Below are 14,717 nucleotides of genomic sequence, written 5' to 3'. Positions count from 1 at the left end.
GATGTTTTAGCGCCGGATTTGCGGCCGGCGCCGGGGGGCTTCAGGCCGATATGCCAACGGTAAGGGAGGCGCTGTAGCCGTTGCTGACGGAGCCGCTGATGGCGGCCATCTGCAGCGTGGTGCCGTCGCTGAAGACGTTGTCGGTAGCGTAGCTGATGCTGGCCAGGTTGGCGGCACTGGCGCTGTAGCCGCTGCTGGCATACACCTCGTTGAGGGTGGCGAGGGGAAAGGTGAGCTGCGATGTCCTGATCTTGCCGGCAGCGCTGGTGGCGCTGGCGAGGCTGGGGTAGATCTCGAAGTGCACGTGGGGCATCCGTCCGTCGTAGCAGCCGGGAAAGACGGTCAGGAAGGTGACGCTGCCGTTGCTGTCGGTGACCTGCACGCCGCGCAGGTAGTTTTCGGCGCTGATGCCGCTGCTGTACATCGAGTACTGGCCAGCCTGATTGCAGTGCCACAGGTAGATGGCGTAGCCGGAGAGATCGGCACAGTTGGTGGCGGTATTCACCAGCCTGAGGGTGAGGGTGAGCGGAAGGCCGCTGGCCACGCCACTGGCGCCGGCAATGCTGGTGCGGATGTCGCTGCGCACGATGCCGGGCAGGCTGAGGGCGTTGGCAATGCCGTTGCTGTTGTAATTGGCGCCGTCGCCGGGATAGGGGCCGGCGGTTTCTTCGGGAATGATCGCGCAACGGGTGCCGGGCGATGAATAACTGATGTTGCCAATGCTGACTTCCACGCTGCCGCCGCAACCGGCCAGCGGTGCGACTGTCCCGGCAAGGAGCCAGCGCAGGGCCTGGCGGCGGTCGGTGCTGGTCTTCAGGAGGGTCTCCAGGTTGTGAGCGTGTTTTTCCATGGGAACTCCGGAGCTTGGGAGAGAGCAGGAGAGGCGTGTGTTAAGGCTGCCGAAGGGCGCGCAGGGCTTCGGGGAGTGCGGAGGTCCATCGGAGGGCATCGAGCACGCTGGCGAATTCTCCGTCCAGCGGGGCGATCAGGTCGAGTGGTGTGCCGCTGACCGGATGGACGAGCTGCATCCGTGCGCAGGCCAGCAGCATCCGGTGGCTGTTGAAGAGTTGCTGGAAGAGGCGGTTGTGGCGGCCCTTGCCGAAGGTGGCATCGCCGATGATGGGGTGGGCAATGTGCTTGAGGTGGCGGCGAATCTGATGGCGCCGGCCGGTGTGGGGCGTCAGTTCGACCAGGGCGTAGCGGCTGGTGGGGTAGCGGTCCACCTGATGCGGAAGTTCGCAGGTGGCCAGGCGGCGAAAGTCGGTGACGGCCGGCTGGGCTTCTTCGGACGTGCGTTCGCCAACCCACTCGGCGTCGTCACGTTGGCGGGTCAGGGCATGGTCGATGCGGCCGGCTTCGTCCGGATGGCCACGCACCACGGCGAGGTAGGTCTTGGCGACTTCCTGGCGTTCGAACTGCCCGCCGACGGCGCGGGCGGTTTCCTTGTCGAGCGCAAACAGCAACACACCGGAGGTGCCGCGATCAATGCGGTGGGCTGGATACACGTGGCGGCCGATCTGGTCGCGCAGCAACTGGACGGCAAAACGCGTCTCGTGGCGGTCGAGCATGCTGCGATGGACGAGCAGGCCGGAAGGCTTGTGGATGGCGACGAGGTGTTCGTCGTGGAAAAGAATGGGGAGCATGGGGCGGGATGGTAAACCGGCTGGGCCGCCGGTGTTGCATCTACCACCCGGATTCGCGGATCAGCACCCCGGTGGCGCTGCGCAGATAACGGCCGAGCAGGGATTCGCCCTGGCCGTGAATGGTGACCGTGCCACGGGTGACATGGAGGCCGCCCGGTCGGGTTTCGGCTTCGAGGGTGACGCGAAACACGGAACGTTCGGTGAGCAGGCGGTGGTCCTGCTGACGGACCAGGATGTGGCCGCCGTGCAGGGTGGCGAGGGGCGCGTCGGGCAGTTCGTGGACGGCGTCGCTGTCGATGGCCGTGACCCGCAGCGCGATGGCCGGCATGCCGGGTGTTTCGGGAAAGAAGCGCCCGCTGTCGCCGAGCCGCACGCGGCCAAGCTCCTGCTCTTCGAGATAGGTGTCGACGCGCCAGCGGGTCGGGTCTACCAGCGTGGCCAGCGGGGCCGACTTGCCGACCCAGTCGCCGGCTTGCAAGTCGGCTTGCGGATCCACCCACACGCCGTCGAAGGGGGCTGCCGGGGTAAGCCGGGCCTGTTCAGCGGCGTTGCCCTGGGCTTCTTCGGCCAGGCGACGGCGCTCTTCACGCAGTAGCGGCAGTTCGGCATGGGTTTCCGGATTCACGGCGGCCATGTCGAGCTGGCGGTTGAGCCGGGCGGTGCGTGCGGCGATGGCCTGGGCACGGGCTGCGAGTTCGGGCGAACTGAGCATCAGCAGCGGCGTGCCGGCCTTGATGGCGGTGCCGTGGGGCGGCAGGGCCGACTCCAGGCGGGCGGCTGCCGGGCTGTAAAGCGCGTAGCTGCGCTCCGGCTTGAGCAGGCCCTGGCCTTCGACGATGAAGTCGAGGGGCAGGATGCCGGCAACCAGCAGGGCGCCGCCGGCCAGCAGCCAGCGGCGTCCGCGTGCGCTGTGGCGGATTTGCGGCCAGCGCTTGTGCCATTCAGCGATTTCGTTCTTGAAAGGCATCAGGATGAACCAGGCGATTTCGACGGCGAACAGGAAGACGCCGAGTAGTTTGAAAAAGTAGTTGTAGACCAGCAGCGCAATGCCGAGAAAGAGCACCAGCCGATAGATCCAGGTCAGCCAGGCGAAGCCGATCAGGAAGCGTTCCCGTGGGGCGGGCAGGCTTTCCGGCTTGTCTTCGCCCAGTGCAAACAGCAATTCGCGCATTTTCCAGCGCGCCAGGGCGAAGGCCCGCGTGTGCAGGTTGGGGGTGTCGAGCCAGTCGGCAAGCAGGAAGTAGCCGTCGAAGCGCAGGAAGGGGCTGGCGTTGATGGCGACGGTGGCGATCCAGCTGGTGGTGGCGAGGAGGAAAGCTGCGCCCCGTGCGCTCCCGTCGGGCAGCAGGGCCCAGGCCAGCGTGGCCCAGGCGGCGATGATGAGTTCGGTGAGCACGCCGGCGGCGCCGACCTTGAGGCGGTCCTGGCGGCGCGGGAGTTTCCAGGCGTCGTTGACGTCCGTGTAGGCCACCGGCCACATCACCAGGAAGGCAATGCCCATGCTGGGGACGCGGCAGCCCAGGCGCTTGGCGGTGAAGGCATGGCCGAGTTCGTGCAGGAGCTTGACCCCGACCAGCACCGCCAGGTAAGCCTTGGCGCCGTTCCAGTTGAGGGTGTCCACCAGCGTGGCGCTGAAGTGTTCCCACTGGCGCAGCACGCCGAGGCTGCCGAGGATCAGAGCCAGCAGCGTGAGGCGCAGGAAGGTCGGGCGGAACAGGACGTCCACCACCGGTGCCATGCGCTCCAGCCACAGGTCGGGTCGCCACAGGGGCAGGCGGAAAAACAGGTAGTGGTGGAGCAGCCAGGTCCAGGCCGACTGATGGCGGGCGGCGTCGGCGCGGCGCAGGCGCTGGGTGTCGGCGCTGCCGGTGCATTGCAGCAGCTCCGAGCGGGCGAGGAATTCGAGTACGCCTTCCACGTCCTGGCCGTCCACCTCGAGCGGGGCTTCTGCGCTGACCTCGGCGGCGATGCGTTGCGGGTCGCCGGCGTGCCAGTGGCTGAGGATCAGGAAGGTTGGCCAGTCGATGCGGAAGAAGCGGTTGCTGACCGGGTCCTGCAGCGTCCACGTGGGGGCGCCGTTGGCCGCCGGCGGACCGGCGTGCAGGCACAACTCTTCGCGCAGGGCGGGCAGGGGCATGAGGCTACAGCCCGACGAACTGGCGGGCGGCGGCGAGGGGCCGGCGCAGCAGCCACCAGGCCAGCGGCACGTAGTTGCCGGACACCTTGACCGTGCCTTTGAGGCCGATGCGCGGGCGCGGCGAGCCTTCCGCCAGATCGGCGCGCAGGCGGTAGGCGAAGCTGCCGTCGGGGCGCTGCTGGGCTTCATGGGCCACGTAACGCAGGTGCGCTTCGACCGGGTCGAGGGGCGAGGTGTTGAGGTAGAGCTTGACCGGTGCGCCCGGGGCGAGTTCGATGGCATCCCCGAGGGCCAGCCAGGCTTCGAGTTCTTCGTCGCCTTCGGTGGCGAGGGTGGCCAGGCGCTCGCCGGTGACCACCGGGCGGCCGATCCATTCGGAGGGCGCGCTCATCAGCACGATGCCGTCGGCCGGGGCGGTGAGCGTGGCGCGCTCGCTTTGCTGGCGCAGGTAGCCGACTTCGGCTTCCTTTTCGCCGATGCCGCCCTGTACGGTGGCCAGGCGGCTCTTGCTCTTGGCGTCGAAAAGGGCTTGCTGGGCTTGCTGGCGGTATTCGGTCTGTGATGTGGCGAGGGCCTGGGAGGCCACTGCCAGGCGGGCGTCGAGACTGGCCCGATCGAGCGCAAAGAGTTGTGCGCCGGCCTTGACCCGCTGGTTGGGTTGCACCAGCACCTGGTCCACGACGCCGTCCATCGGGGCGCGGATCACATGCGGGTGGGCCGGCACCAGTTCGCCGGGGGCGAGCACCGACAGGCGTACCGGAAAGACCAGTGCCACGCCAACGGCCAGCACGTAGGGCAGGCGCTTTTTCTGGCGCAGGCTGGCGAGGGTATGAGGGAGCTGGCCGGGCGAGAGGGCGCGGGCGTGGGCGCGGATGTCCAGTACCTGGCGGGTCGTGGCGGCCAGTCGGGACGACATGTTGCTGCCGGTACGTGCGTGCCAGGCATGCTGCCAGATGCCGATCCATTCGGCGAGGAGGGTGATTTCTGCTTCGTGCCAGGCGTCGTCACGGGCCAGCAGCAGCCCGCCGCCGGTCTGCCCGTCGGGGCCGGTGAGCGGTAGCCACAGGCCGTGAGCGGGCAGCCACTCTTCCCACTCGGCGGCCATGTGGTCTGGCAGATCGCAGGGCTGCGGCTGGAAGGGCTGGCTGCCGGCCTTTTCGGCGAGGATCGGGCACAGGCTGCCGAGCCACTGTACGTAAGGGGCATTGAGGTCGGGCTGGCTGATGCCGGACAAGGTCGTCACGCCCCTGTCGCGCAGCCACAGGGCGGCCTGGCGGTAGGGGGCGAGCTGAAAGCTCTCGTTGGCGACGATGAAGCCCAGCTCTGCCGGCTCGGTCGCGTTGCGGGCGCGGCAACCGAGCAGGTGCAGGGTGGCCAGACCGCTGTGGCTGGATGTGTCGACGTGGGTTAAATGGATTTCGCTCATTGCCGGTTTCAGGACGTTGCTGCCGGGGCCTTGCGGGCCGGCAGCTGACGGGCCTGTTCAATCAGGCGCTCACGTTCGGTGATCTGGGCGCCGCGGCCGGCCAGGCGCAGCTGGGTGCTGAAGCCGGCCCGGCCTTCCAGACGAGGCTGGTTGCGGGCGGGGTCGGTGGCGCTGGAGCTGGAGCGGATCACCTTGCCGTCCTCGCCGACGCGGATGCGGAACACCACTTCCACCTGGTTGCCGTTCTGGTCGCGGGCAATTACGCGGATTTCCACGTCGCCGCTGAAGCCGGCTGGCGCGGTGCCGCGGAAAACGCCCATGCGCGGGTCGAACTGCAGCCAGCCGGGGAGCGGCCGGCCGTCGCTGCGGGCAATGGTGAGGTTGATGATGGCGTCCTGCCGGGAGTGGGCAAAGGCGTCGTTGGGGATGGGAACTTCGAAGTTGCGGCCGTTCTGTTCAATGACGACATCCGGAATGCCGCGATTGACCACCAGTGTTGCGGCGTTGCTGGCGGCATTGTCACTGCTGCCATCCGCGGTGCGCAGGACGACGATCGGGAAGCCTTCCGAGCGGGTGCGAATGCCGAAGTCGCCGGGGGCCTGATCGGCGACGGTGAGCAGGCTGGAAAGCTGCCTGTCGCCGGTGGGGTCGTTGTGGATCGGATCGAGGTTGATCGTGCTGGCCGGGGTGACCAGTGTCAGCGGAGCGTCGACCAGGGTGACGGCGGGGGCACTGGCAGGGGGGGGCGGGGCCGTCGGCGTCGGAGCCACGGTGGGCAGTTCGGCGGGCTGCATCGGGCGGTGTGGCGGTACGTCTGCCACCTTGAGTTCGTTGCTGCCGGTATCGGTGCTGACATTGCCGGCTGCGTCGACAAGGCTGGCGACAATCGAGTAGGTGCCGACGGGCAGGGCATTGGCGGCCGGGATGCGCAGGGCCCAGGTGTTGCCGGTGAGCGTGAGGTGACCGTCGCCGACAGTGTAGGTGAGGCCATTGACCGTGACGCGCAGGGTTTCTCCAGCGCCGACGCTGGCGCTGCCGGTAATCGTCGGGGTGTTGCTGGTGGTGTCGAGGGTGTTGACGGTCGGCACCTCGGGAGGCGTGGTGTCGAGCGTGACGGCACGGCTTTCGGCTGGCCCGGACAGATTGGCGACGATGTTGGTGACGCGGGCCTGGATCGTCCAGTTGTCGATATGGGCGCTGGGGTCGGCGGCCTGCCAGGCGGTGCCGTCGGTGCTGGCACGAACCCAGGTGTTGCCGCCGTCGAAGGAGAGTTCCACGGCTTCGTCGGCGCCTAGCGGGGCGCTGAGCGTGCCGTTTACGGTGCGGCCAGCGCTACCGTCGGCGGTGATGAAGTCGCTTGCCGATTCGCCGCTGTCACGGCTCATGGCGCCGATGGCGATGGTCTGGGTTGGCCGGCTGCCCTCGGGCACGTCGGTGACTGTGACGGTAATGGTCTGTTCGGCAGTGTGGCCGACGCTGTCGGTGGCGCGCACCGTGACCAGGTAGGTGTTGCTGCCGGCCGTGCTGCCGTCGCCCGGGGCTTCGAAGTCGGGGGCGGCCTTGAAGCTCAGGCTGCCCGTGGCGGGATCGAGTTCGAAGAGGGCGGCGTCCTCGCCGCCGACGATTTGCCAGGTGACGGCTTTGCTGGCGCCGAGGGTGGCGACGGTGCTGGCGTTCTCCGGGATCGATGCGGCACTGACGGCATCGCCGGCAGTGCCGGACGGGCCGCTGATGAGCGGGACAACTTCGTCGACGTTGGTGACGGTGACGGTGATCGTCTGGGTGGCAACGTTGCCGTTGCCGTCGGTGGCCTTCACCTGCACGACGTAGGTGTTGTTGGCGGGCGTGTCACCGAGGTCCGTCGGGGCTTCGTAGTCGGTGGCGGTGGCGAAGGCGAGCTTGCCGTCGCTGTCGATCACGAACCTGGCCGCGTCATCGCCGGCGAGGGCCCAGGTAACGGGTTCGTTGGCGCTGAGGGTGGCGATGGCGGTGGTGTTTTCGGTGATGGCGGTGGTGCTGGTGGCTGCACCGGCGGCGCCGGACGGGCCGGTGATGAGCGGCGGGTCGAGATCTGCGTCGGCGACGCTGAGGGTGCGAGTGGTGATGGTGCTGTCGGCGCTGCCGTCATTGACCGTGAAGCTGACGGTGCGGTCGGTGGTGTCGGGTGTGTCGGCGCTGTTGGTGTAGGTGACGCTGCGCAGGGCGGCCTGCCACTGGGCGAGGGTGGCGGTGGCACCGCTGGAGGTGAGGGTCAGCACACCGGTGCCGGCGTTGTAGCTGGCGCTGATGTTGCCCATGGTGCTGCCGTCATTGGTGAAGGCGAGGCTGTCTTCCGCAGCATGGAGATTGCCGGTGATGGCAACCGTGGCACTGGCGAGGGTGGCGTTGTCCACATCGGTAACGGTGAGGCTGCTGTCGATGGCGACCGGGCCGGCACCTTCGATGAAGGCTTGCGTGCCCGCGCTGGTGGTCACGGCGGGTGGGTCGTTGACGGCAGTGACGAGCAGGCTGACGGTGATGCTGTCGGCCTTGGCGCCGCCACTGCCGGTGTTGCCGCCATCGTCGATGTCGACGGTGAGGGTCACGCTGCTGGTGGCGTTGCTGGCAGTGGTGAAGCTGACTGCACTGGCGGCGATGAAGGTGTTGATGTTGGCGACGCTGCCGGTGAGGGTCAGTGCGCTGGCGGTGCCGCTGACGGTGACGCCGCTGCCGGAGGTGGCCGCGAGGCTGCCGCTGGCGACGCTCAGGGTGACGGTGACGCTGCTGCTGCCGGCGTCCACGTCGGTGAAGCTGATGCCGGTGAGGGCGCCGGCGACATCTTCGGTGACGGCGATGCTGGCCGGGGCGGTGATGCTTGGGGCGTCGTTGACGGCAGTGACGCTGAGGGTTCGGGTGACGCTGTTGCTGTCGGCGCTGCCGTCATTGACCGTGAAGCTGACGGTGCGATCGGTGGTGTCGGGTGTGTCGGCGTTGTTGGTGTAGGTGATGCTGCGCAGGGCGGCCTGCCACTGGGCGAGGGTGGCGGTGGCACCGCTGGAGGTGAGGGTCAGCACACCGGTGCCGGCGTTGTAGCTGGCGCTGATGTTGCCCATGGTGCTGCCGTCATTGGTGAAGGCGAGGCTGTCTTCCGCAGCATGGAGATTGCCGGTGATGGCAACCGTGGCACTGGCGAGGGTGGCGTTGTCGGTGTCGGCGACAGTGAGGCCGTTGTCAATGACGACTGGTGTGGAGGCCGTGTCGGCACCTTCGGTGAATGAGGTGGTGCCGGCGCTGGCGGTGAGGGTCGGCAGGGCATTGGCGCCGCCAGTGGTCTGGAAGTTGAGCGTGGTGGCGTCGGTGATGCCGACGTAGGCGTTGCCTGCTTGGTCGATGACGGCGGTGCCGTCGATCTTGATGTAGTAGCTGGCACCGCTGATCAGGTCGCTGCCGGGATTGAGGGTGATTGTGGTGCTGCCGAAGGTGAGGCGGCCGAGGCTGGCGCCGTTGATGTCGGTGATGGAGCCGAGGCCGCTGGAGACGTTGTAGCTTTCGACGAGGCTGTTGTCGCTGCTGCGGTAGAGGTTGATGGTGCCGCTGCCGGGGAGGATGGCCTTGTCGAAGGTGAGGGTCAGGTCGGCGCTCTCGAGCACGCCGGTGGCGTTGTCGGCCGGGTTGCTGGTGGTGAGCTGTGGGGGCGTGGTGCTGACGATGGTCATCGACCGGGTGGCGTGGGTGCCGCCGACAGCCGCGTCGATGGTGTAGTCGCCGGCACTCAGGGGGCTGGTGGCCGTGGTGCTCCAGGCGCCTGTCGTGGCATTGGCGGTGACGTTGAAGGTGGCGACAACGTTGTTGCCGGTGTCCTTGACGAGCACGACCAGCGCTGCGCCCGGGGTGGCGGTGCCGAATATTTCGATGGTGTCGTCGCGGGTAATGAAGTCGGCCACGACGCCGCTGTCTTGGCTGATGCGGTCGATCGCCACGGTGCTGTTCTTGACGTGGTTGATGCTGGCCGTATCGGTGTAAGTGCTGCCACCGCTGTCGGTGTGGGTGGCACTGACGGTGAGCGTACCGGCGGCGAGGGACGACAGGTTGATGCTGCTCATCGTCCAGTTGTTGCCGGTGACGGTGACTGTGTCGGTAATGGTGGTGGTGCCGTCGGTGAGGGTGATGGTCAGCCACTGGCCGTCGGCGATACCGGTGGTGGTGCCAGTGATGACCACGCTGTCGTCTTCACTGGCATCGAGGCTGCCGTCGGGGGTGCCGTTCCAGTCGAGGGGGGCATGGATGGCGACGGTGGGGGCGTTCACGTCGAGGGCCAGCGGGCGACTGGCGTCGGCGCTGTTGCCGAAGGTGTCGGTGGCGCTGGCGGTGAGGCCGAGGGTGTTGCCGAGGGTGTAGCTGGTGGTTGGGCCGCTGCCGCCGTTGGCGGTGGGGTTGGCGGTGTCGACGCGCCAGGTGCCGTCGCTCTGGACGATGGCGGTGTAGGTAAGGCTGTCGTTTGTGGCCGGGTTGTTGTCCGGGTCGATGACGAGCGTGATGGTGCCGCCGGCGGGCAGGTCGGTGGTGCCGGTGATGATCGGCTGGGTGCTCGGGCTGCGGCTGCCGGAGGTGAGGGCGATCTGCGGCGGGGTGATGTCGACGATGAGCGTCTGCGTGTCGAGGCCGGTGTTGCCGGCGGGATCGGTGGCCGTGGCGCGGATGGGCACGCTGCCGTTCAGGCCGCCGGCCGGGAAGGCGCCGCCCGACGGAATGGCGCTGGCGGTATCCACGGACCAGGCGCCGCCGGCGCCGACGACCGTTTGGTAAACGAGGTCGTAGCTGCCGTTGTTGTCGGTATCGAGTTGCAGCGTGAGCACGGAGCCGGCGGGCATGCCGGTGCTGGTGCCGACGATCAGCGGCGTGGCGTCGCCGGTGCTGATGCTGGCGCCGCCGGTGATGTCCACGGTGCCGAGGGTGTCGATCTGCAGTTCGGAGTGGGTGACGTCGTCGGGAGAGGTCAGGCCGCCGCGGGTGACGCTGGCGGTGACGTCGTAGGTGCCGTCGACGAGCGGATCGGTGACGAGGGTCCAGGTGTTGTCGCTGTTGATCGTCAGCTTGCCGTTGGCCACGGTGTACGCGGTGCCCTCGATGCTTACGGTGAGGACGTCACCCGCCTCCTTCATCCAGGTGCCGGTGACGGTGGCGGTATGGGTGTTGGCGATGGTGGGGGTGACGGCCGGGGTGTCGAGGGCGGTGACGCTGGTGCTGTTGCCGAAGGCGTTGGTGGCGGTGGCAGTGATCTTCGCCCACGGGGTGAGGCCGCTGGCCGGCAGGGTGCCACTGGTGGGTGTGGCGGTGCCGATGTCGAGGCTCCAGGTGCCGCCGCTCTGGACGGTGGCGGCGTAGGTGAGGCTGTTGCTGGTGGTGGCGTCGTTGTCCGGGTCGATGGTGATGACGATGGGGGCGCCGGCAGCCAGGCTGGTGGTCCCGGTGATCAGCGGGGTGACGTCGGTGGCGAGGGCGTCGGCGTTGATGTCGAGGGTCGGGGCCGCGGCGGCGACGGTTGTGTTGAATGCCTGGCTCGCTACTGCGTCGCTGTTGCCGCGGCCGGTGTTGAGGCCGTGGGCGACGTTGCTGTTGACGCCGATGCCGATATCACCACTGGCGTTGGGCGTGGGAGTGACGACCAGGGTGTAGGTGTCGGCATCAATGGCTGTGAAGGTGCCGGCGATGCCGTTGGTGACGGTGATGTCGCCGACGTCGAAGCCGGATACCCCTTCGGAGAACTGGAAAGTGAAGGTGACCGGGCCGGCTGTACTCCCCGGTATGTTGTCGCTGATGGTGAGCGTGGGGGTCAGCAGGGACAGGGTCGGCAGGGCGACGTCCATGATGGTGATCCCGCTCGTTTCCGTGGCGGTGGCGGTAACGGTGAGCTGGCCATTGAGCAGGCTCTGGACTTGGGTTTTGGTGAGGTTCGCCGTCCAGTTGCCGCCGGAGTAGCTGCCGGTGGTGGTGATGTTGACGGCGGTGTCCAGATCGCCGTCGTCGATGGTCAGGGTGACGGTGCCGGTGCCGGTGAGGGTGGTGGTGCCGCCGATTGCCAGTCCGGAGCCGATTTCGCTGACGGTGATGATGTTGTCGGTGGCGATGTTGCCGATGGTGATGCTGGTGGTGGCGGCGTTGGCGGCCACGTATTGGCTGACTTGGGCGGTACCGACGATGTTCTTGGCGCTGTCGGTGGCGGGGGCCGTGGTAGGGGCGACCTTGATGATGATGTTGCCGGAGCTGCCGGACACCAGGTTGCCACTGGTGGTCACCGTCCAGTCGCCGCTGGCGTTGGTGGTGGTGGTCCAGGTGCCGACGGTGCTGGTGTCGGTGGCGTCGCGGATGGTGATGGTCAGGCCCGTATTGGCGAGTTCGCTGCCGCCGTAGATCACGCCACCGTTTTTCTTGATCTCGCTGGAGTTGGTGATGAAGATCCGTGGGGCAATGGTGTCGTGGGTATAGGCGTTGTTGGTGGCGCTAACACTGGTGCCGGCCAGGGTGGCGGTCATCGTCAGCGTAGTGCTGTCCAGGCTCGACAGGTTGGCCCCGGTGGTCGACCAGTTGCCGCTGCCGTCCACCGCCAGATTGTTGAAGTCGAGTGAGTTGCCGTTGGCGTCGGCGATGACAAGGTGGACGGTGAAGCCGGTGGTGGCGGTGCCGCTGATGGTGACGCTGTTGTCCTCGGTCATGTTGAGCCAGGCGTCGCCGTTGTTGACCTGGGCGTTGGTATCGGTGGTGGCGGTGCTGGTGACGCTGCCAATCGTGACGGTCGGGGTGCTGATGGTCAGCACCTGGGTGTCGCTGACGTTGCCGGAGCTGTCGGTGGCGAGAATGCCGGTCGATCCGATGAAGCCGCCGTTGGGACGGGTGCCGGAGATGGGCGTGGCGGTGCCGGTGTCGAGGGTCCAGTTGCCGCTGCCGTCGGGGGTCACCGAGTAGGTCACTGCATCCGAGAGGTCGCCGTCGTTGTTGGGGTCGAGGCGAATGACAAGGAAGCCGCCCGAGTTGGTCGAGGTGCCGGAAATGATCGGCGTGGTGTCCGAACCGGTGGCGGTGGCGCCGCCGGCGATGTCGACGAGGATGGCCGGTGGCGCCGTGGTGATCGTCACCTCGCCGCTGCTGGTGTCGGTGACGGAGCCGGAACGGGTGACTGTGGCGATGACTTCATAGGGCGTCGGGCTGATGGCCAGGGCAGCGGTGACGTTGACCGACCAGGTATTGCCGACGATGGTCGGGGTGTAGCTGGTGCCGTCGACGGTGATGCTCAGGGTGTCGCCGGGGATGTTGGTCCAGGTGCCGCTGACGGTTGGTGTGGTGTCGCCGGTGGAGAGGAGCGTGACTGTCGGCCGGTTGAGTTCGACGGCGCTGCCGGTGTTGCCGGCGGCGTCGGAGCCGCTGGCGGTGATCTTGCTGTAGCTGACGAGGCCGGCGGCCGGCAGGCTGCCGGAGGCCGCCGTGGCGGTGGCCGTGTCGAGGGTCCAGATTCCGCCGCTGGCCATGACCTTGTAGGTGACGCTGTTGGCAGTGGCGGCGTCGTTGTCGGGGTCGATGGTGACGGTGATCAGCGTGCCGTCGGGCAGGTCGGTGTGGCCGCTGAGGGTGGGGTGGCCGGACAGGGCCAGCGCCGGGGTGTCGATGGTGACACTCGGAGGCAGGGTATCGTAGGCTTGGGTGGCGCTGCCGGCGGCGGAAGGCAGGCTGCCTGAGGTTGCCGCACCGGTGGCGACGTCGACCTGGATGGCGCCGCTGGCGGTGTCGGAGTCGGGGGTGACGACGAGGGTGTAGGTGTCGGCGTCAACGATGGTGAAGTCGCTGGCGGTGCCGCCGGATACCGTGATGTCACCGGCCTCGAAGCCGGTGACGCCTGCGGAGAACTGGAAGGTGAAGGTCACCGGGCCGTTGGCGGTGCCGGCGATGTTGTCGGTGATGTCGAGGCGGGTGGACGCGGCGACCGGGGTGCTGGCCGACATTTCGGTGGTGAAGGCGCCGAGCTCGGCAAAGGTGGCGTTCTTGTCGTAGGACGCGCCGACACCGTTGAGGTCGCCGTTGATGGGGCCGGGCTGGGTCTGGGTGAAGGAGACGTACTTGACGGCCGTGTCCTTGGTGAAGCCGGCCAGACCGGTGGCGCCCCGCGGACCATACACGCCGTTGCGGTCGACCGGGGAGGGCTTGGCGAGCACGGTGGCGATGTCGGCAATGGGCACTCGCCAGCTGATGAACACGTCACGCTTGCCGTCACCGGTCAGGTCGGTGGCGCTGGTCGTGCCGACCGGATTGGTGATGGTGGAGCTGCCGTAGTGCGGATCGTTGGTGCTGGAGACGGCGTCTACCGAGTAGTTCAACGGGTTGAAGGCGTACACGCCGTTGTTGGGCAGCCAGCCAGTGGGTAGTGGCGAGGTGCTGGTGGTGCTGGGCGACAGGTTGACGCCCGTGCCCGGCTCGAGCAGGCGCACGGCCTGGGTGTTGTTGCGGCCATCCACTGAAAAGAACAGGTCGATCCGGCCGTCACCGTTGGCGTCCATGCCGACGATGGCGACGCCGGCAAAGTTGGTGTCGCTGGTGGGATTGTCGATACGCATGCGGAAGTACAGGTAGTCGTCCGCGGTGTTGCTGGTGCCGCTGTCACTGTAGGCGGTGTACAGGGAGCCGTGGGTGGTGTCGCCGATGATGTCGGTGTCGGCGGCGCCGGCCTGGCTGTCACCGTCCGGGTCGCGCGAGGGGCCGAACATGATGGCCGTCCAGCCCGTGGCACCGGACAGGCTGACGGTGGCGAGGCGCGCGTCGTAGGCTTCGACGCCGGCGGTCGTCAGGAAGCTGCTGCCTTCGATGCTGCCGGAGGCGTATTCGAGGGTCCAGTCGCCGCCCTGGGTGGCTGCGCCGGTGGTGTCGCTGGAGGCGGCCACATCGGCGCCAGTGGTGCTGGCCAGCAGGCTGGCAAAGCTGCGCCCCTGGGCGCTGGAGGCTACGTCGCAGCCGTACAGCAGGATGTCGGCGCCGCTGGCGAGGTGATCCTTCCAGGCCGCCAGTTCGGTGGCGCGCTCGGTGACGCCGTCGCTGTCCAGCGGTGTGTTGCCGAGGATGATCATGCCGTCGGCGCCATGGGAGACGATGTGGATGGCGGTGATGCCGGTGCGCCCGGCGAGCGCCTCGCTGACCTGTTGAACGCCATCCTGTTCCGGATCAAGGAGGATGACTTCGACGCCTTCCCGCACGTTGCCGGCGAGCTTTTGCCAGTCGGGGGTGGAGGTGGTGATGAAGACGATTTCCGAGGCCGGCGGGCTTGTGGTTACCGCATCGACGTGGGGGCTGTCGTGGCTGCTGCTGTCGCTGGCGGTGGCCTCGCGAGTGCTGGCCGCGGCGCTGGCTTCAACTGCGTGGGCTGCTGTATCCACGGCGGCGCCGTCGAACATGAGGCGCGGCTCCAGGGCCATGGGGCGAAGCGGAGCGCGCTTCAGGGGCCGACGGGCAACGGAATTGGCGGGGCGGGACATGAAACGCACTCCTGGCG

Annotated in this window: 5 protein-coding genes; all 5 read right to left on the bottom strand. The window is 67.7% G+C overall.

Translation table 11 applies throughout. From position 1 onward, the window contains the following. Nucleotides 1-40: 40 nt before the first annotated feature. Genes ETQ85_RS11985 through ETQ85_RS27285 form a run of 5 tightly spaced genes read right to left on the bottom strand, consistent with a single transcriptional unit; the run spans nt 41 to nt 14,700 of the window. Nucleotides 41-850 carry a dioxygenase family protein gene (locus ETQ85_RS11985; protein WP_148579303.1) on the bottom strand — a complete coding sequence of 270 codons (810 nt, stop codon included), beginning with the start codon at nt 848-850 and terminating at the stop codon, nt 41-43. 40 nt (nt 851-890) lie between these two features. Further along, the gene (locus ETQ85_RS11980; RefSeq protein WP_148579302.1) at nt 891-1,643 is read right to left on the bottom strand and encodes a pseudouridine synthase; all 753 of its coding nucleotides are present in this window, start codon (nt 1,641-1,643) and stop codon (nt 891-893) included. A 40-nt stretch (nt 1,644-1,683) separates the two neighbouring features. Further along, nucleotides 1,684-3,780, bottom strand: coding sequence for an HlyD family secretion protein (locus tag ETQ85_RS11975; RefSeq protein ID WP_148579301.1), 2,097 nt, complete (start codon nt 3,778-3,780; stop codon nt 1,684-1,686). 4 nt (nt 3,781-3,784) lie between these two features. Beyond that, the gene (locus ETQ85_RS11970) at nt 3,785-5,206 is read right to left on the bottom strand and encodes an efflux RND transporter periplasmic adaptor subunit (protein ID WP_148579300.1); all 1,422 of its coding nucleotides are present in this window, start codon (nt 5,204-5,206) and stop codon (nt 3,785-3,787) included. Between the two features lie 8 nt (nt 5,207-5,214). Next, nucleotides 5,215-14,700 (bottom strand): DUF4347 domain-containing protein, encoded by a 9,486-nt coding sequence (locus tag ETQ85_RS27285; RefSeq protein WP_148579299.1) that lies wholly within the window; start codon nt 14,698-14,700, stop codon nt 5,215-5,217. Nucleotides 14,701-14,717 lie beyond the last annotated feature (17 nt).

The sequence above is a fragment of the Zoogloea oleivorans genome (assembly GCF_008107625.1).
Lineage (GTDB): Bacteria > Pseudomonadota > Gammaproteobacteria > Burkholderiales > Rhodocyclaceae > Zoogloea > Zoogloea oleivorans.
The sequence above is the reverse complement of the archived record's forward strand: the minus strand, read 5'-3'. Positions and strand labels throughout refer to the sequence as shown.

Coding starts and splice junctions, on each gene's coding strand:
- ETQ85_RS11985 (WP_148579303.1), bottom strand. CDS start 850: ATGGAAAAACACGCTCACAACCTGGAGACCCTCCTGAAGACCAGCACC.
- ETQ85_RS11975 (WP_148579301.1), bottom strand. CDS start 3,780: ATGCCCCTGCCCGCCCTGCGCGAAGAGTTGTGCCTGCACGCCGGTCCG.
- ETQ85_RS11980 (WP_148579302.1), bottom strand. CDS start 1,643: ATGCTCCCCATTCTTTTCCACGACGAACACCTCGTCGCCATCCACAAG.
- ETQ85_RS11970 (WP_148579300.1), bottom strand. CDS start 5,206: ATGAGCGAAATCCATTTAACCCACGTCGACACATCCAGCCACAGCGGT.
- ETQ85_RS27285 (WP_148579299.1), bottom strand. CDS start 14,700: ATGTCCCGCCCCGCCAATTCCGTTGCCCGTCGGCCCCTGAAGCGCGCT.